This window comes from Massilia sp. CT11-137 (assembly GCF_047302885.1).
In the GTDB taxonomy this organism is placed as follows: domain Bacteria; phylum Pseudomonadota; class Gammaproteobacteria; order Burkholderiales; family Burkholderiaceae_D; genus Telluria; species Telluria orientalis.
Genome location: NZ_JBKYMP010000001.1, coordinates 3,052,595 through 3,069,484, shown reverse-complemented (window position 1 = coordinate 3,069,484; position 16,890 = coordinate 3,052,595). Strand labels below are relative to the sequence as shown.

Here is a 16,890-nt window from a genome sequence, read left to right as displayed (position 1 = left end):
GTTAGATGTATTTGACGGCCAGCGAACTGGCCTCGATCAGCAGCAGCACGAACAGCAGCCGCAGCGCGCCCGGCTGCACGTTCGTGTGCAAGCGGCGCGGACGGCGCAGCAGTTCCAGGATGGCGGCGCTCGGGATCACCGCCACCGCGAGCCCGAACAGCACCGTCTTGAACACGAAGCCGAGCGTCACCGTCGGGTCGAACACGCGGCCCACCGTGCGCGTGTAGTCCGGCAGGCCCCATGGCGACAGGCCGTACACGTTCAGGTACGCGAGCACGAGCACGATGACGCTGCTGACCATCGCGAGGCTCAGCACGGAAAACGCGTTGGCGATCACCTGCGGCACGAGGTCGCGGCGCAGGCGGCGCAACGTCTCGGCCGTCGCTTCGCCGGCGGGCACGCCGCTGCGCGCGAGGCCCATGGCACCGGCATCGAACGCCATGCCGGCCCGCAGCGCGGCGAACATCGCGGCCGACAGCGGCAGCAGTTCCAGCACGAGCACGCGCACGACCATTTCCAGCGCGTAGCGCGACAGGCCGTAGCTCTGCGCCGTGACGAGCACGATGCGGATGATGACGAGGCTGACGAGCGCCGTCAGCACGGTGAACCAGGGCAGCACCTGCCACGTGCTCGCGTAGATGTAGCGCGACGTGGCGAGGCGGTTGGCGCGGTGGTACGTGGACGGCGTCAGCGCCATCACGAGCGCCACGGCGCCCAGGTGCAGCATGGACCACCAGCTGGCGATGTAGCGCGCGGCCACGTGGCCCCAGTAGCGCGGTTTGATATACAAGAGCGAAGTCATCGACATGTTTGCATTGTAGGGTGGGCGGCCTCCGCCCACGCGAAACGCCAGCAATTTGCATACGCCACGCGTGGGCACGGGGTGCCCACCCTACGTCCTCCGGGCCTGCTGCACGCCCTTCACTTCGGCGATCGTCGCCAATGCCTTCTGCAACTGCCCGGTCGAGCTGATCTCCGCCGTGAACACCATCTTCGCGGTCCCCTTGCTGCTCTGCGTGTTCACGCCGATCACGTTGATCTTCGAGATCGCGAGCACTTCCGAGATGTCGCGCAGCAGGCCCTGGCGGTCGGCCGCGAGGATGAAGATATCGACCGGGAACACGGTCTCCAGGCCCGTCGTGCCCCATTCCGTCTCGAGCACCCGTTCCGGATTGCGCGCGGCCATCTCGGCGAAGTTCTTGCAGCTCGCGCGGTGGATCGACACGCCCTTGCCGCGCGTGACGAAGCCCATGATCGGGTCCGGCGGCGCCGGCTTGCAGCAGCGCGCCAGCTGCGTCATGAGGCCTTCCGTGCCGACGACCAGCACGCCCGACTTGGCGCCCTGCTCCACGCTCGACGCGCGGCTCTTGTTGACGACGGCTTCGTCCGGCATCGGGGCCGCCGGCGCCGCGTCGTGCAGTGCGGCTTCCACGTGGCGCAGGCTGAATTTCTCCTTGCCCACCGCGATGAACAGGTCGTCGACCTTGGCAAACCCCAGCTTGTGCGCGAGCGTATCCAGGTTGACCGCGGTCTTGCCTTCGCGCTGCAGCGACTTTTCGACGAGCGCGCGGCCGTGGGCCAGCGTCTCCGCCAGTTCCAGCGCGTGGAACCAGGCGCGGATCTTCGACCGCGTGCGGCTGCTGACCGTGTAGCCGGGGCTGAGCCAGTCGCGCGACGGCCCCTGGCTGCCGGCCGGCCCCTTCGCGGTGATGATCTCGCACGTCTGGCCGTTCTTCAGCTGCGTGTTCAGCGGCACCATCACCCCGTCGACCTTGGCGCCGCGGCAGCGGTTGCCCACCTCGCTGTGCAGGTGGTAGGCGAAGTCGATCGGCGTCGCGCCGACCGGCAGCTCGAGCACGCGCGCCTGCGGCGTCAGCACGAAGATGCGGTCGTCGAGGGTCGTCGATTTCAGCTTCTCGACCCACTCGCGCTGCAGCTCTTCCTGCCCCGTGACGGCGCTCGCGACTTCCGTCTTCCACGCCAGCAGCTGGCGCAGCCACGCGATCTTCTCGTCGTATTCCTGGCTCTTGAAATTCGAGCCGCCTTCTTCCTTGTAGCGCCAGTGCGCCGCGACGCCGTACTCGGCGAAGTTGTGCATCTCCTGCGTGCGGATCTGCACTTCCAGCGGGCGCCCGTCCTCCGCGGTGACGACCGTGTGCAGCGACTGGTAGCCGTTCGGCTTCGGGCGCGAGATGTAGTCGTCGAATTCCTTCGGGATCGGCGTCCAGATGTTGTGGACGACGCCCAGCACGGTGTAGCAGGTCTTGATGTCGCCGACGATCACGCGGAACGCGCGCACGTCGTACAGCTCGGAGAAATCGAGCTCCTTGCCGCGCATCTTCTTCCAGATGCTGTAGATGTGCTTCGGGCGGCCGAACACTTCGGCCTCGATGCCCGCGGCCGCGAGTTCCTTCTGCAGGCGTTCGATCGACGACGCCACGAAGCTTTCGCGCAGCATGCGCTTCTCTTCGAGCATCTTGGCGATGCGTTTATACGTGTCCGGCTCCATCATCCGGAACGACAGGTCTTCCAGCTCCCATTTCAGCTGGAAGATGCCGAGCCGGTTGGCGAGCGGCGCGTACAGGTCGAGCACCTCGCGGCCGTAATTGCGCGTGACGTCGTCGAAGCGCTTGTGCTCCGCGAAGTAGCGCAGCGTGGTCACGCACGAGGCGAGGCGGATCAGCACGACGCGCATGTCGCTGGCCATCGCCAGCAGCATCTTGCGCAGGGTTTCGACCTGCGCCATGGCCTCCTGGGCCGCATTCTTGCCGCGCCCGACGGGGGCCTGGGCCGCCGTCAGGTCGCGCAGGCGGATCAGCTGGTGCACGCCGCGCACCATGTCCGCCACTTCCTTGCCGAAGCGCTCCTCGAGCGCCTCGGCCACGCCCGGGTCCACGATCGCCAGCTCGAACAGCAGGCCGGCGATGCGGGTCTCGGCATCGCTGCGCAACAGCGCGAGCGTGCCGGCCACGCCCAGCGAGAACTCGAACGCGCTCTGGCCGGTGCCGGCCGTGCGTTCGACATAGCGCTCGGCCGCGAAGTCGAGCGCGCCCTTTACGCGCGCGCAGTCGTCGGGGCCGAGGCCATGGACCAGCTGGGAGGTGGCGTCGCCGAGCGCGACAATCGATACCATCGCGTGTGCTTACGCCTGGGCGGCCACGACGACGATTTCGACCAGGCCGGCCGGATCGGCCAGCTTGGCTTCGACGGTGGCGCGCGGCGGCGTCTGGCCCGGCACGACCCACGCTTCCCACACGGTGTTCATGGCCGGGAAGTTGGCCATGTCGGTGATGTAGATCTGGGTCGAGATGATGCGGCTCTTGTCGCTGCCGGCTTCCGCCAGCAGGCGGTCGATGTGACCCAGCACTTCGCGCGTCTGGCCGAGGATGTCCTGCGTCGTGTCGCTGGCGACCTGGCCGGCCAGGTACACCGTGCCATTGTGGATGGCGACTTCGGACAGTCGTTTGCCTACGTGCAGTCGTTTGATTTCCATGCTTTTCTCTAGTAATAAAACCAGGCCTTGCGGCCGTTTCGCCCGGCCGTGGAGCCGAACACCTCCGGCTTGCTCAGCCGGTCAAAAATTCCCGTGCGATCGCGATCTGCTCCGGCTGCAGGAACGTGGGCGCATGGCCCACGCCCGCGATCTCCACCAGGCGCGGTTTCGGTCCGCGCCGCGTCATCTCTTCCGCCGTCGCGCGCGCCAGCAGGTCCGAGTGCTCGCCCCGCACGAGCAGCGTGGGGCAGCGGATCGCGTCGTACGCGGCCCACAGCTGCGCCTCGTCCTGCGCCACCTTCTGCGGCGTCATGGCCTTGAACGGCTGCGCGAGCCCGAGGTCGTAGTGCAGCGCCCATTGCCCGTCCGGCTGCTGCACGAGCACGTCGCGCGCCAGCTTGTCCCACTGGGCGTCGCTGTGCGGCCCGAACGGCGTCGAGACCGTCCGCACGTACGCGGCCCCTTCGGCGAAGGTCGCGAAGCGGATGGCCTGGCCGATGTAGTCGCCGATGCGCGCCAGCGCCACCGGGTCCAGCACGGGCCCGATGTCGTTCAGCACCATGCGGCGGACCGGGCTGCCCGGCAGCGACGCGAGGGCAATGCCGATCAGGCCGCCCATCGACGTGCCGAACCACTCGACGCCTTCATCCCCGGACGTGACGCGGGCGATCAGGGTCACCATGTCGGCCACGTATTGCGGAATGACGTAATGCGCCGGGTCGCGCAGCCGGCCGGACCGGCCGCGGCCGACGACGTCCGGGCAGACGACGCGGTAGCGGTCGCTCATGGCCCGCGCCAGCGCGTCGAAATCGTCCGCCACGCGCGTCACGCCATGCACGCAGACGAGCACGTTCGTGTTGGCGGGGTCGCCCCACTCCTTGTATGCCATGCGGTGCAGGCCGACGGGCGAACTGCACAGCACGGATTTCAGCTTCGGTTCGCTCATTTTCAAAAGTTCCGACGTTCACCATGCTTCCGCCGGAAACATCAAGGACCAGGCGGTCGCCAACATTTTACCCGGTGGAGCGATTAGAATTCTACCAAGTCTGGCCCGGGACCACCCGGCTCTCATAGAAACTGTCCACGAGAAAGAGGAACGAATGAAATCCACCATGTTAAGCGGCAAGACTGCACTCGTCACCGGCTCGACCTCGGGCATCGGCCTCGGCATCGCCCGCGCGCTGGCCGAGCAAGGCGCCAACATCGTCTTCAACGGCTTCGGCGACGCGCAGCAGATCGAAAAGCTGTACACCGACATCGGCCAGGAATTCGGCGTACAGACCGCTTACCACAACGCCGACATGTCCAGGCCGGACCAGATCCAGGCGATGATGACCTTCGCGCTTGAGAAATTCGGCGGCGTCGACATCCTCGTCAACAACGCCGGCATCCAGTACGTCGCGAACGTCGAGGATTTCCCCGTCGAGAAATGGGATGCGATCATCGCCATCAACCTCAGCTCGGCCTTCCACACCACGCGCCTCGCGCTGCCCTACATGAAGCAGAAGAACTGGGGCCGCATCATCAACCTCGCGTCGGCCCACGGCCTCGTCGCGTCGGCGCAGAAGTCGGCGTACGTCGCCGCCAAGCACGGCCTCGTCGGCCTGACGAAATCGACGGCGCTGGAGACGGCCCCGACCGGCGTCACCGCCAACGCGATCTGCCCGGGCTGGGTGCTGACCCCGCTCGTGCAGAAACAGGTCGACGACCGCGCCGCGCGCGAGGGCATCAGCAACGAGCAGGCGAAGAAAAACCTGCTGCTGGAAAAACAGCCGTCGGGCGAATTCGTCACGCCGGAAGAACTGGGCGCGCTGGCCGTGTTCTTCTGCAGCCCGGCCGCGAACCAGGTGCGCGGCGTCGCGTGGAACATGGACGGCGGCTGGGTCGCGCAATAAATGTCCATCGACGAAACCCTGGAAATTCCGGGCCTGCACGACGCCTGCCTGGAACTCGCGCACGTCGTGCTCGCGTCAGGCCAGCCGCAGGTGTCGCGCGACATCCTCGAAACGCTGGCCGACCGCTTCGAACGCGAAGCGGCCGACTTCGCGCTGCTCGTCGCCAACGCCGGCCGCGACACCGCGCTGCTGGCCCGCGCCGTGCACTATCTCGTCGACGCCCACGCGCTGCCGCTGATGGGCACCGACCTGGAATGGTTCCGGCAGGCCCTCGCCTGCCTCATCGAACTGGCCGTGCCCGGCATCGCGCTGTCGGCCAAGGGCGCGGCGTTCCTGCATGACGTCGAGACCGGCATCGCGCAATCGATGCAGGATCTCGAATGAAACGGTCCGGTCAGGGCGCCGTCCGCGGCTCGGTCGCATGCAGGTCGTCGATCGCCTTGCGGTATTCACGCGACGCCTTCAGCCGGTCCAGGTAGCGGATGGGGCGGCGCTTGTCCAGGCCAATCGAATACTCCAGGCTGCCGCGCACACCGCAGTACGCCCGGCAGCTCGACGCGGCGTCGGGCGTGGCGCGGTCCGTGAGCGTCAGCTGGTCGTGCGCCACGCTCACCCGCAATGCGCACTGCGGCGCTTCCGGCAGCGGCGACGGCGCCGGATCGTGGTAGACGAACGCACCCTGTTCATACCGGCCCATGCCGGCGATGTCGCACATGTGGCCGTTGTAGAAATCGAGGTGGGCGCGCACGTACACGTGATCGGCATCGTAGGGCACGATCTCGATGACGTCCTCGGCCTGGTACGGCACGTCCGCCTCGCCTGGCGCCTTGCCGGGCGTGATCGTCGCGCTCATGAAGCGGTGCTTGTACACGCCCGCGATCTCCTGCATCAGTTGCGCGGGTTCTTGCGCGGATGCGGTGCACGCGCACAGCGCAGCCAGCAGGGGGACGAGGATTTTCGGTGTCATCGGTCCATGATAAGCCATCCGCCCCGTGCTCGGCTATGATCGCCTTTTCGCTTCACACGACGAGAAAGGACACATGATGCGAGCACTCCTGGCGACGCTGGCCCTGCTGGGCTGCACGATGCAGGGCACGCACGCCGCCGACCGGCGCCCCGTGCTGCTCACACCGGATAAAGTCTGGACCGGCGACGGCGCGCCGCACGCCGGCTGGAGCGTGCTCGTCGCGCAGGGCCGCATCCAGGGCGTGGGCCCGGCCTCGACCCTGCCCGTCCCCGCCGACGTCGACCGCATCGCGCTGCCCGGCAAGACCCTGATCCCGGGACTCATCGACCTGCACTCGCACGTCCTGCTCCACCCCTACAACGAAACGACGTGGGACGACCAGGTGCTGAAGGAAGCGCCGGCCTACCGCGTCGCGCTGGCCGTGCGCCACGCGGCCGACACCCTGCAGGCCGGCTTCACCACGTTGCGCGACCTCGGCACGGAAGGCGCGGGCTATGCGGACGTCGGCATCAAGCGCGCGATCGAGGAAGGACAGATCCCCGGCCCGCGCCTGCTCGTCGCCACGCGCGCCATCGTCGCCACGGCGAGCTACGGCCCGGCCGAGCGCAGCTATCGTCCAGACATGGACATCCCGTACGGCGCCCAGCAGGCGACGGGCGCGGACGAGGCGACGAAGGCCGTGCGCGAGCAGGCCGCCCACGGCGCCGACTGGATCAAATTCTATGCCGACTACCGCACGGGTCCGGACGGCGGCACGCGCCCCACGTTCACGCTCGAGGAAATGAAGGCGATCGTCGCGGCCGCGCACGCCGGTGGCCGCAAGGTGGCGGCGCACGCGAGCAGCGACGACGCGATCCGCCTGGCCGTGCTGGCCGGCGCCGACACGATCGAACACGGCTATGGCGCCAGTGAAGCGACGTTCAGGCTGATGCTGGAACGCAAGGTGGCGTACGTGCCCACGTTGACGGCGCCCGAAGCGATCGGCGAATACTTCCAGCGCCACGTCCGCGGCGGCGCGCCCACGCCCGCGATGCAGCAGGCCGAGCGCGCCTTCCGCCTCGCCCGCAAGCTGGGCGTGACCATCGGCAACGGCAGCGACGTCGGCGTGTTTGCGCACGGCACGAACGAGCGCGAACTGGAGTGGATGGTCCGCCTGGGCATGAGCCCGACGGAAGCGTTGCGCGCGGCGACGGTCGTCGCCGCCGGCATCCTCGACCGCAAGGACCTGGGCGCGATCCGCAACGGCATGCTGGCGGACGTCGTCGCGGTCGACGGCGATCCGACGGCGGATATTGCTGCGCTGCGCAAGGTGGGATTCGTGATGAAGGGCGGAATGGTGTACCGGAATCAGCCAGGGATTCAATGAGCGTCATTCACCGATCGGCATTCCTGATATCGGCTACGGCGTTGCGGTTTTCCACAATAGCCGATGCAGATATTTTGCGTGATGATGACGGTGTTACCAATAGCGCATGAAGCCTAGCCATGAAAAAACCATTCTATAAAGTCCTTTATGTCCAGGTATTGTTTGCGATTATCGTAGGCGTCCTGCTGGGTATCTACGATCCGGGCATCGCAACGGCGATGAAGCCTTTGGGAGACGGCTTCGTCAAACTGATCAAGATGATCATCGCCCCGGTGATTTTCTGTACCGTCGTCGCCGGTATCGCCGGCATGCAGGACATGAAAAAGGTCGGACGCGTCGGCGGCAAGGCGCTGCTCTACTTCGAGATCGTGTCGACGTTCGCACTGGCCATCGGCCTGCTCGTCGCCAACGTGATCAAGCCGGGCGCCGGCTTCAACGTCAACCCGGCCACGCTGGACACGCACTCGATCGCCCAGTACACCGAGAAGACCAAGGCGCTGACCACGACCGACTTCCTCATGAACATCATCCCGAACACGTTCGTGGATGCGTTCGCCAAAGGGGAAATCCTGCAAGTCCTGCTGATCGCGATCCTGTTCGGCTTCGCGCTGTCGATGCTGGGTGAACGCGGCCGTCCGCTGACCCGCTTCATCGACGACATGTCGCACGCCATCTTCGGCGTCGTGAACATCATCATGAAAGTCGCCCCGATCGGTGCATTCGGCGCCATGGCCTTCACCATCGGCAAATACGGCGTCAAGTCGCTGATCCCGCTGGCCTCGCTCGTCGGTTCGTTCTACCTGACCTGCTTCCTGTTCGTCGCCATCGTCCTCGGCACCATCGCCCGCCTGACCGGCTTCTCGATCTTCCGCTTCCTCGCCTACATCAAGGAAGAGCTGCTGATCGTCCTCGGTACGAGCTCGTCGGAAAGCGCCCTGCCGGCCCTGATGCGCAAGCTGGAAAAAATGGGTTGCCCGAAATCGGTCGTGGGCCTCGTCGTGCCGACCGGCTACTCGTTCAACCTGGACGGCACCAACATCTACATGACGATGGCCGCCCTGTTCGTCGCCCAGGCCACGAACACGGAACTGACCCTGACGCAGGAACTGACGATCCTGGGCGTGGCGATGCTGACCTCGAAAGGTGCCTCGGGCATCACCGGCGCCGGCTTCATCACGCTGGCCGCCACGCTGGCCGTCGTCCCGACCATCCCGGTGGCCGGCATGACCCTGATCCTCGGCATCGACAAATTCATGAGCGAATGCCGCGCGCTGACCAACATCATCGGCAACGGCGTCGCCACGGTCGTCGTGTCGAAATGGGAAGGCGAGCTGGACAAAGAGCGCCTGACCGCCGAGCTGAAGAATCCGAGCCCGGACGACGCGACCGGCGACCTGCACCCGGTCCGCGAAGCTGCGTAAGCCAGGACAGGGAACGATTCCTCGTTCAGACGCCGGGTTCGCCCGGCGTTTTTTTTTGCAACAGCCACAACCGCGCATACACGCCGTTCCTCCGCAACAGTTCCTCGTGCGTGCCCCGCTCCACGATGCGGCCCTGGTCCATGACGATGATCGCGTGCGCATGCACGATGGTCGACAGCCGGTGCGCGATGACGAGCGTCGTGCGCTGCGCCGACAGGCGCTCCAGCTCCTTCACGATCGCATGTTCGGACACGGCATCGAGCGCCGACGTCGCCTCGTCGAACACGAGGATCACGGGCTGCTTGAGGATCGCGCGCGCGATGCCGATGCGCTGGCGCTCGCCGCCCGAAAAATTCACGCCCCGCTCGCCGACCGGACTGTCGTAGCCGTCCGGCAGCGCGGCGATCGTTTCGTGCAGTTGCGCCGCCCGCGCCGCCGCCACGATCTCCTCGCGCCCAGCGCCCGCGCGCGCGTAGCCGATGTTGCTGGCCACCGTGTCGTTGAACAGCGCGGCATCCTGCGGCACGACGCCGATCGCGCGGCGCACGCTGGCGGGGCTGCAGCGGCGGATATCCTGCCCGTCGATGAGGATGCGTCCCCGGTCGGGGTCGTAGAAACGCAACAGCAGCCGCGCCAGCGTCGACTTGCCCGAACCGCTGCGTCCGACGACGGCCAGCGTGGTGCCGGGCGGGATGCGCAGGCTGACGTCGTCGAGCGCGGTGCGGCCCGGCTCGTAGTCGAAGCCCACGTGCTCGAACACCACCTCGCCCGCGCCGGGCACGAGCGCGGGCTGCCCCGGCAGGTCCGGCATCTCCGGCTGCTCGCCCAGCAGGGCGAACAGGCGCTCCGCGTTGACCCACGCGTCGCGCGATTCCCGGTACACGAAGCCCAGGGCGTTCAACGGCAGGCAGACCTGCAGCGCGTACGCATTGATCAGCACGAGATCGCCCACGCGCATCCGGCCCGCCAGCACGTCCTGCCCCGCCAGCAGCATGATGGCGGCGACGCCCAGCGCGATCACGCCGCTCTGCCCCACGTGCAGCAGGAACAGCGCGCGCTGGTTCTTGACACCCGCGTCGCGCCACCGGTCCATCGTGGCCGCGAACTTCGCCGCCTCGTGGCCCTCGTTCGTGAAGTACTTCACGGTATCGTAGTTCAGCACGCTGTCCGCCAGCTGGCCCTTGGCGCGTGAATCGAGCTTGTTCACGCGCCGCTGGTAGACGACGCGCCGCGCCGTGAACACGAGCGTGAAGCCCGCGTACAGGAGGAAGGTCGCGACGATGAAGGCGGCGTAGCCCGCCGGATAGCGGCGCAGCATGATGGCGAGCACGAGGCCGATCTCGACGAGTGTCGGCACGATCGTGAACAGCCCGACGCCCAGCAGGTAGGCGATGCCGCTGGTGCCGCGGTCGATGTCCGGCAACAGGCTGCCGACCTGGCGCCGGGCATGGAAGCGCGGCCCGAGCGCATGCAGGTGCGCGAACGTCTTGCCCGCATACGCCGAGACCGTGCTCAGCGTCACGCGCGCGAACAGCAGGTCGCGCCATTCGTTGAACAGCGTGCTCGCGAAGCGCAGCAGCGCATAGCCCACCAGCAGATACCAGGGCAGCAGCGCGGGCAGCGTCGCCTGCGAAAACGCGTCGATGATGCGCTTGAGCAGCAGCGGCACGGCCACCGTCGCCACTTTCGCGGCCAGCAACAGGACGATGGACACCGCCACCCGCCCGCGGTTGGCGCGCATCACGCCCCACAGCTCGGCCGCGAAGCGGCGGCGGGCGGCACGGTCGGCGGCGGTGTCGGCGGTCATGCCGGGTTTGACCGTCGCGGCGGCGCAAGGCTCCCGTCCGGCGCCTGTGCTGCCTCAAGCATTCATGCGGTCAGCGCGTGCGGCGCGGCAGGTTTTCCAGGCGGAAGATGACATCGACGGGTTGGCGCAGCTTCAGCGCCGGCACGGCCAGCAATTGCTCGCGATCGACGTCCTGGGCGCGCGCCCGGTCCGCACCGCCGTCGCGCCGGAAGTCGGCTCGTTCCAGGCCCATCGCCGTGCTGAGGTTCTTCAGCGCTTCCGGCGTCGCGCCCATGAGGCCGCCGACGCGCCGTCCGCCCGCGGCCGCCATCACCTCGGCCTGGCGGCGCGCGTCCTGGATGGCCTGGGTCACGAGTTCGTCGTGGATGGTGTCCATGTCGGTGCGGTCAAAAGCGGACGCAAAGCCGTCGAGGTTCGGTTTGCCGAGCAGGCCGCCGGCCAGCGCGGCCCAGTTGGCGACGTTACGCACGTTGATGTGGACGTCGCAGCGCAGTTCGTACAGCGGCCCGCCGTTCGCGGCCTTTTCCTCCTTGCGTATGCCTTGCCGCACCTCGCGCACGACGACATCGTCGGCCTCGATGCCGAACTGCCGCGCCAGGTCACGCACCTCGCCCACGCGCGCCTCGACGACGGCGCGCGCCGCGGCCGGGTCGGCATCGGGCGCGACGATCTCGAAATCGAGGCTGGCGAGGTCGGGTACGACGGCCTGGAACGAACTCCCGGTGACGTGCACGAACGGATAATCGGGGACGGACGACGCGCCGGCGCCACTCGAAGCCAGCAGCAGGACGAGGGCGCTCGCGCGCAGGCGGGTTTTCAGCATGGACACTCCCTTTTTTATGTAGACAGTGATGTCTATGGTAGTGCCGGACAGTCTGCGGAAACAAGCCAGTGCATGGAAAATAAACTTGTAGACAACTTGATCTAGACGAGTTAGTCTAGATTTATCGACCACGTTCCGAGACACCGCCATGGCCAAATCCCCCGCCCCGCCCAGGCCGACGCCCGCCGAACTCGACCTGCTGCAGGTACTCTGGCCGCTGGGCGCGGCCACGGCGCGCCGGGTTCACGAAGACATCGTCAAGGAACGTCCGGAGGTGACGTACGCGACCGTGCTCCGCCTGATGCAGATCATGCACGGTAAAGGTTTGCTGATCCGCGACGAGAGCGAACGGTCTCACGTGTACGCACCGGCCCACGCGCAGGAATCGCTGCAGACGAATTTGCTGAAGGACCTGATGCAGCGCGCCTTCGCCGGGTCGGCCAAGGCGCTGGTGCTGGCCGCACTCAAGAGCGGCATCTCGAAAAAGGAGCGCGATGAGATCGAACAACTGCTGAAAGACGGAGACGAACAATGAGCGCCGGGCTCGTCACCGGGCTGTTATCGGTATTGCTGCCGACGAGTCCGCTCGCGCCACTGCCGTCGCACCTGCCTGACGTGGTGACCGGATTCCTGGCCACGCTGTCGCAGTCGTTCGTGCCCGGCCTCGGATGGGCGTTGCTGCACTTCGTGTGGCAAGGCGCGCTGATCGGCTGCACGACGGCAGTGCTGCTCATGGCGCTGCGCAACGCCCGGCCGGAACGCCGTTATGCCGTCGCATGCGGCGCGCTGCTGCTGTGCTTCGTGTGGCCGGCCGCCGACTTCGTCATGATGCTGCAGGCCGGGCACGACGCGCAGGCCGCGCACGCCCTGCCGCTGGCGCCGGCATCGGCGGCGGTGCTGCTCGACGCGGCCGGCCTGCTCGGCCTGCTGCAGCGGCATCTCGACTGGGTCGTCGGCGCATGGGCGGCCTGCGCGGCGGCGCTCGGGCTGCGCATGGCGATGGGGCTGGTATGGGTGCGACGCGCCACGGGTGGACGCGCCACGCCGGCACAGGCCGGCAGCGCCGCGGAACGCGTGTGGCAATCGAGGCTGGCCCAACTGGCCGCCCGCTGCGGCATCGACCGCACCGTGCGCCTGCGCATCGTCGACGGCCTGGCGAGTCCGGTCACGGCCGGCTTCTGGCGGCCCGTCGTGCTCGTGCCGGCCGCCCTCGTGACGGGCATGCCGCCGCAATTGCTGGAAGCGCTGCTGGCGCATGAGCTGGGCCATGTCCGGCGCCACGACTACCTCGTCAACCTCGTGCAGAACGTGATCGAGGCCCTGCTGTTCTATCACCCGGCCGTGTGGTGGATCTCGCGCCGCATCCGCCACGAGCGCGAGCAGATCGCCGACGACTTCGCCGCGCGCCGGCTGGGCGAGCCGCGCCGCCTGGCCCGGGCACTGTCGGAACTGGAGCGCCTGCAGTTTTCGGGGCACCACCTGGCCCAGGCCGCGGCCGGCGGCGACCTGATGGCGCGCATCCGCCGCCTGGTCCGTCCGGATCCGCAGGCGCTGGACTGGCGCGCCGCGATTCCCGTGCTCGGCCTCGCCCTGGCGTGCGCGGCGAGCGCCCACGCGCTGTCGACCCGGGATGGCCCGATTGCCACCGCGACGGCCGGCCTGACGCGGTCCGCGGTTGCGGATTTCTCCAGCTGCAAGAAACCGCAATACCCGCAGGCCGACATCGCGGCGGGCCACGAGGGTACGGTCACGGTGAGCTTCCGCGTGAACGCCTCCGGCTTCGTCACGGACTCGACCATCCTGCGCTCCAGCGGCTACGCCAGCATGGACGAGGCGGCCCGCGACGCCCTGCACCGCTGCCGGTTCGCACCGGCACTGCGCAACGGCCGGCCCGTGTCTTCCTGGCAACCGGTCCAGTACGTGTGGGAGCTGCGCTGAAGGACGGAGATGACGGGCGGCACCGCAGTGCCGCCCGGAAGGACATCACACGCTGGAGACGTCCAGCTCGGCCGACGTGGCGGCCACGACTTCATCCTTGGTGACGCCCGGCGCCAGCTCGACGAGCTTGAGGCCGGTGTCGGTGACGTCGATGACGCCCAGGTCGGTGATGATGCGGTCGACGACGCCGACGCCCGTCAGCGGCAGGTCGCATTTTTTCAGGATCTTGTGGCTCGTCGAGCCATCCTTGGCCGTCGCCACATGTTCCATCACGACGACGACACGCTTGACGCCGGCCACGAGGTCCATCGCGCCGCCCATGCCCTTGACCATCTTGCCTGGGATCATCCAGTTGGCGAGATCGCCCTTTTCCGATACCTGCATCGCGCCGAGGATCGCCAGGTTGATCTTGCCACCGCGGATCATGCCGAACGAATCGGCCGAGCTGAAATAGGCGGCGCCCGGCAGCGCGGTGACGGTCTGCTTGCCGGCGTTGATCAGGTCGGCGTCCACTTCGGCGTCGGTCGGGAACGGGCCGATGCCCAGCAAGCCGTTTTCCGACTGCAGGAACACTTCGATATCGTTCGGGACGTAGTTGGCCACCAGCGTGGGCAGGCCGATGCCCAGGTTCACGTAAAAACCGTCCTGCAGTTCCTTGGCCGCGCGCGCGGCCATTTCATCACGAGTCCATGCCATGTCTGTCTCCCCTGGTCTTATGCTTGACGCACGGTGCGCTGTTCGATGCGCTTTTCCGGTGTCGGGTTGTGAACGATGCGGTGCACGAAGATGCTCGGGGTATGCACCTGGTCCGGATCGATCTCGCCGATCTCGACCAGTTGCTCGACTTCCACGATGCAGACCTTGCCTGCGGTGGCCACGTTCGGATTGAAGTTGCGTGCCGTCTTGCGGAACACGAGGTTGCCGGCGCGGTCGGCCTTCCAGGCTTTCACGAGCGAGACGTCCGGAACGAGCGAGCGTTCCATCACGTACATCTCGCCGTCGAATTCGCGGGTTTCCTTGCCTTCCGCGACGATGGTGCCGTAGCCGGTCTTGGTGAAGAAGGCGGGGATGCCGGCGCCGCCGGCGCGCAGCTTCTCGGCCAGCGTGCCCTGCGGCGTGAATTCCAGTTCCAGTTCGCCGGCCAGGTACTGGCGCGCGAATTCCTTGTTTTCGCCCACGTAGGACGAGATCATCTTCCTGATCTGGCGCGTGGTGAGCAGCTGGCCCAGGCCGAAGTCGTCGACGCCGGCGTTGTTCGAAATGGCCGTCAGGTTCTTGACGCCGGAATCGCGCAGCGCGGCGATGAGCGCCTCGGGAATACCGCACAGGCCGAAACCGCCCACGGCGATCGTCTGGCCGTCCGCAACCACCCCTTCGAGCGCCGAGCGCGCATCAGGATACACTTTGTTCATACCCGTCCCTTTAATAATGAGGTTCTGTACAGCAGAGTAGAATTGCAGAATAAAATAGCGCCCACCGAAGCACAATACCGTAGAAATACCGGCAAGGCCTCCTGTGGGGACAGTCGACTACCATCAAATGAACGCATCATACGCCATCGATTACGAGATGATTTTCCAGCACGCGCCCGTCGGCATGTGCATTTCGGTGAACCGCGTGATCCAGTCGTGCAACCACGCCCTGGCGGCCATGTTCGGCTACCAGCGCACACAGCTCGACGGCCAGTCGTTCTCGGTACTCTACCCGACCATGGACGAGTTCCTGCGCACGGGCGACCGCATCATTCCGATCATGAACGCGAAGGGCCGCTACTCGGACGAGCGCATCATGCGGCGAGGAAATGGGGAATTGTTCTGGTGCCACGTGACCGGACGCGCGCTCGACCCGGCCGAGCCGCTGGGCGCCGGCGTCTGGACGTTCGAGGACGTCAGCGAGAAGCGCCCCGTGACGGCCGAGCTGACCCCGCGCGAGCGCGAGATCGCGGCGCTGCTCGTCGAAGGCAAGACGAGCAAGGTGATCGCGCGCGAAACGGATCTGTCGCCGCGCACGGTGGAGATGCACCGCGCCAAGCTGATGCGCAAGTTCTCGGCGTCGACGTCGTCGGAACTCGTGCACAAGCTGGTCGGGATGTCGCGCTGAGCGGCCAGCGCGTCACAAGCGATCGGACTCCACAGCGGGCGGCGCCGTCAGTGCATGCTCGCTGCATACGACGATCGCCAGCCCGGGACGGGACAGGTCGAACGTCGCCGCAGCCACCGTGCCCAGCTTGAAACGCGCCTCCAGCGTGCTCCAGGCACGATAGAAATCGGACACGCGGGTTGCCGTTGGGCGTGCGGCGAGCCAAGCTTGCTGAGACGCATCGAATGCGTAGGGGGCGAGCACGGCGATGTCACGCGCCGGATCGACGACCTCGACATCCAGTCCGACCCGGCCCGTTGCGCTGGCCGCGCACGCGATCCACAGCCCGCTATGAGAAATACTGAAGCCGGCCGCGCCGGCAGCGGGCATGGCCAGGGCCGGCGCGGCGCCCGGACGCTCGACCAGGCGCACGGCCTCTGGCGCCACGCCCAGCACGGCGCCGAGCGTCCGCCGTGCCAGCACCCGGCCGGCGATGAACTGGTTGCGGCGCTCGCGCCGGACGAAGCGGGCCAGGCGCTGGCGCTCCGAATCGTCCAGCATCGCGGTGCATCGCGCCAGCACCGAGTCGTCCAGGGTACGCACCTCGAGCAGGCGGACGAGCGCCACCCGGTCCGTCATTTGGCCAGCTTGACGAACTCGCCCTTCAGCGCCACGCCCGACATGATCGCCCCGTCGTGGCATTCGAACTGGGTGTCACTGGACATTTCCTCGTTCTTGTAGTTGCTGACGATGTTGATCACGGCGTCGGCGCCCAGCTCGCGGGCGCGCTGTTGCAGGCGCAGCATGGCCGACAAGAACGCCCAGTTGCATGCCTTTTCTGGCGATTTGCCGAACGAATTGGTCTTCTGGCTGGTCTTGTCGGATCCGAGACGCTCCAGCACCTTCGGCGTTGGCTGATTACCGAAATAGAATTTCACCGAGTCACCCAGGCGCGTCTGCGCGTCGTTCGCGCTCATCGCGGCGGACAACGGCAGCAGGAGCTTGGTGTCGCGCGCCTGTGCCGCCGTCGTCACGCCCAGCGCCAGCAGTGCGCAGGCCAGTATCGCCTTCATCGTCTTGATCGTCACGGTGTTCTCCCGG

General features: G+C 67.1%; 17 protein-coding genes and 1 pseudogene. 7 read left to right on the top strand and 11 right to left on the bottom strand.

What is annotated here, in order from left to right:
* Position 1: 1 nt before the first annotated feature.
* The 4 genes from ACEN98_RS13965 to ACEN98_RS13950 all read right to left on the bottom strand — a co-directional run bounded on the left by ACEN98_RS13965 (position 2) and on the right by ACEN98_RS13950 (position 4,439).
* Positions 2–808 (bottom strand): ABC transporter permease, encoded by an 807-nt coding sequence (locus ACEN98_RS13965; protein WP_413385253.1) that lies wholly within the window; start codon positions 806–808, stop codon positions 2–4.
* An 84-nt stretch (positions 809–892) separates the two neighbouring features.
* Complete coding sequence (locus ACEN98_RS13960; protein ID WP_413385251.1) at positions 893–3,133, bottom strand: RelA/SpoT family protein; 2,241 nt, start codon at positions 3,131–3,133, stop codon at positions 893–895.
* Positions 3,134–3,142: 9 nt separating this feature from the next.
* On the bottom strand, positions 3,143–3,493 hold the full coding sequence (locus ACEN98_RS13955) for a RidA family protein (protein ID WP_036228482.1): 351 nt from the start codon (positions 3,491–3,493) through the stop codon (positions 3,143–3,145).
* A gap of 73 nt (positions 3,494–3,566) precedes the next feature.
* Entirely contained in the window at positions 3,567–4,439 is an 873-nt protein-coding gene (locus tag ACEN98_RS13950) for an alpha/beta fold hydrolase (RefSeq protein WP_413385248.1), read from the bottom strand.
* A 154-nt stretch (positions 4,440–4,593) separates the two neighbouring features.
* On the opposite strand from ACEN98_RS13950, the gene ACEN98_RS13945 reads away from it, so the two are divergent.
* Together ACEN98_RS13945 and ACEN98_RS13940 are read left to right on the top strand one after the other, a co-directional pair.
* On the top strand, positions 4,594–5,388 hold the full coding sequence (locus ACEN98_RS13945; protein WP_413385246.1) for a 3-hydroxybutyrate dehydrogenase: 795 nt from the start codon (positions 4,594–4,596) through the stop codon (positions 5,386–5,388).
* A complete protein-coding gene (locus ACEN98_RS13940) occupies positions 5,389–5,772 on the top strand; it encodes a hypothetical protein (RefSeq protein ID WP_413385244.1) in 384 nt (127 codons plus the stop codon).
* 10 nt (positions 5,773–5,782) lie between these two features.
* Here the strand turns inward: ACEN98_RS13940 and ACEN98_RS13935 are convergent, their stop codons facing one another.
* Entirely contained in the window at positions 5,783–6,355 is a 573-nt protein-coding gene (locus ACEN98_RS13935; RefSeq protein ID WP_413385242.1) for a hypothetical protein, read from the bottom strand.
* Positions 6,356–6,428: 73 nt separating this feature from the next.
* Between ACEN98_RS13935 and ACEN98_RS13930 the strand changes: the two genes are divergently transcribed.
* Both ACEN98_RS13930 and ACEN98_RS13925 read left to right on the top strand, forming a co-directional pair.
* Entirely contained in the window at positions 6,429–7,721 is a 1,293-nt protein-coding gene (locus tag ACEN98_RS13930; protein WP_413385240.1) for an amidohydrolase family protein, read from the top strand.
* A gap of 119 nt (positions 7,722–7,840) precedes the next feature.
* Positions 7,841–9,142: a dicarboxylate/amino acid:cation symporter gene (locus tag ACEN98_RS13925; protein ID WP_056135387.1), complete on the top strand. Its 1,302-nt coding sequence runs from the start codon at positions 7,841–7,843 to the stop codon at positions 9,140–9,142.
* Positions 9,143–9,191: 49 nt separating this feature from the next.
* On the opposite strand, the pseudogene ACEN98_RS13920 reads toward ACEN98_RS13925, so the two are convergent.
* Positions 9,192–10,883: pseudogene (locus tag ACEN98_RS13920) on the bottom strand (ABCB family ABC transporter ATP-binding protein/permease); the annotation flags it as partial.
* Between the two features lie 136 nt (positions 10,884–11,019).
* Positions 11,020–11,772: an SIMPL domain-containing protein gene (locus ACEN98_RS13915; protein ID WP_413385238.1), complete on the bottom strand. Its 753-nt coding sequence runs from the start codon at positions 11,770–11,772 to the stop codon at positions 11,020–11,022.
* Between the two features lie 148 nt (positions 11,773–11,920).
* Between ACEN98_RS13915 and ACEN98_RS13910 the strand changes: the two genes are divergently transcribed.
* Both ACEN98_RS13910 and ACEN98_RS13905 read left to right on the top strand, forming a co-directional pair.
* Complete coding sequence (locus ACEN98_RS13910; protein WP_413385236.1) at positions 11,921–12,307, top strand: BlaI/MecI/CopY family transcriptional regulator; 387 nt, start codon at positions 11,921–11,923, stop codon at positions 12,305–12,307.
* Entirely contained in the window at positions 12,304–13,710 is a 1,407-nt protein-coding gene (locus ACEN98_RS13905) for a M56 family metallopeptidase (protein WP_413385234.1), read from the top strand. The genes ACEN98_RS13910 and ACEN98_RS13905 overlap by 4 nt, the downstream gene beginning before the upstream one ends.
* A 45-nt stretch (positions 13,711–13,755) precedes the next feature.
* On the opposite strand, the gene ACEN98_RS13900 is transcribed toward ACEN98_RS13905, so the two are convergent.
* Positions 13,756–14,406 carry a 3-oxoacid CoA-transferase subunit B gene (locus ACEN98_RS13900; protein WP_413340307.1) on the bottom strand — a complete coding sequence of 217 codons (651 nt, stop codon included), beginning with the start codon at positions 14,404–14,406 and terminating at the stop codon, positions 13,756–13,758.
* 17 nt (positions 14,407–14,423) lie between these two features.
* Entirely contained in the window at positions 14,424–15,122 is a 699-nt protein-coding gene (locus ACEN98_RS13895; protein WP_105375893.1) for a CoA transferase subunit A, read from the bottom strand.
* Between the two features lie 127 nt (positions 15,123–15,249).
* Here ACEN98_RS13895 and ACEN98_RS13890 point away from each other — a divergent pair, with 127 nt between their 5' ends.
* Positions 15,250–15,810 (top strand): PAS and helix-turn-helix domain-containing protein, encoded by a 561-nt coding sequence (locus ACEN98_RS13890; RefSeq protein ID WP_036228456.1) that lies wholly within the window; start codon positions 15,250–15,252, stop codon positions 15,808–15,810.
* Positions 15,811–15,822: 12 nt separating this feature from the next.
* On the opposite strand, the gene ACEN98_RS13885 is transcribed toward ACEN98_RS13890, so the two are convergent.
* Positions 15,823–16,428 carry a 4'-phosphopantetheinyl transferase family protein gene (locus tag ACEN98_RS13885; RefSeq protein WP_413385232.1) on the bottom strand — a complete coding sequence of 202 codons (606 nt, stop codon included), beginning with the start codon at positions 16,426–16,428 and terminating at the stop codon, positions 15,823–15,825.
* Positions 16,425–16,877, bottom strand: coding sequence for an excinuclease ATPase subunit (locus ACEN98_RS13880; protein WP_413385230.1), 453 nt, complete (start codon positions 16,875–16,877; stop codon positions 16,425–16,427). Before ACEN98_RS13880 ends, ACEN98_RS13885 begins: the two co-directional genes overlap by 4 nt.
* Positions 16,878–16,890: the final 13 nt, after the last annotated feature.

Coding starts and splice junctions, on each gene's coding strand:
- ACEN98_RS13905 (WP_413385234.1), top strand. CDS start 12,304: ATGAGCGCCGGGCTCGTCACCGGGCTGTTATCGGTATTGCTGCCGACG.
- ACEN98_RS13945 (WP_413385246.1), top strand. CDS start 4,594: ATGAAATCCACCATGTTAAGCGGCAAGACTGCACTCGTCACCGGCTCG.
- ACEN98_RS13950 (WP_413385248.1), bottom strand. CDS start 4,439: ATGAGCGAACCGAAGCTGAAATCCGTGCTGTGCAGTTCGCCCGTCGGC.
- ACEN98_RS13960 (WP_413385251.1), bottom strand. CDS start 3,133: ATGGTATCGATTGTCGCGCTCGGCGACGCCACCTCCCAGCTGGTCCAT.
- ACEN98_RS13940 (WP_413385244.1), top strand. CDS start 5,389: ATGTCCATCGACGAAACCCTGGAAATTCCGGGCCTGCACGACGCCTGC.
- ACEN98_RS13925 (WP_056135387.1), top strand. CDS start 7,841: ATGAAAAAACCATTCTATAAAGTCCTTTATGTCCAGGTATTGTTTGCG.
- ACEN98_RS13890 (WP_036228456.1), top strand. CDS start 15,250: ATGAACGCATCATACGCCATCGATTACGAGATGATTTTCCAGCACGCG.
- ACEN98_RS13885 (WP_413385232.1), bottom strand. CDS start 16,428: ATGACGGACCGGGTGGCGCTCGTCCGCCTGCTCGAGGTGCGTACCCTG.
- ACEN98_RS13955 (WP_036228482.1), bottom strand. CDS start 3,493: ATGGAAATCAAACGACTGCACGTAGGCAAACGACTGTCCGAAGTCGCC.
- ACEN98_RS13915 (WP_413385238.1), bottom strand. CDS start 11,772: ATGCTGAAAACCCGCCTGCGCGCGAGCGCCCTCGTCCTGCTGCTGGCT.
- ACEN98_RS13965 (WP_413385253.1), bottom strand. CDS start 808: ATGTCGATGACTTCGCTCTTGTATATCAAACCGCGCTACTGGGGCCAC.
- ACEN98_RS13910 (WP_413385236.1), top strand. CDS start 11,921: ATGGCCAAATCCCCCGCCCCGCCCAGGCCGACGCCCGCCGAACTCGAC.
- ACEN98_RS13930 (WP_413385240.1), top strand. CDS start 6,429: ATGATGCGAGCACTCCTGGCGACGCTGGCCCTGCTGGGCTGCACGATG.
- ACEN98_RS13935 (WP_413385242.1), bottom strand. CDS start 6,355: ATGACACCGAAAATCCTCGTCCCCCTGCTGGCTGCGCTGTGCGCGTGC.
- ACEN98_RS13900 (WP_413340307.1), bottom strand. CDS start 14,406: ATGGCATGGACTCGTGATGAAATGGCCGCGCGCGCGGCCAAGGAACTG.
- ACEN98_RS13895 (WP_105375893.1), bottom strand. CDS start 15,122: ATGAACAAAGTGTATCCTGATGCGCGCTCGGCGCTCGAAGGGGTGGTT.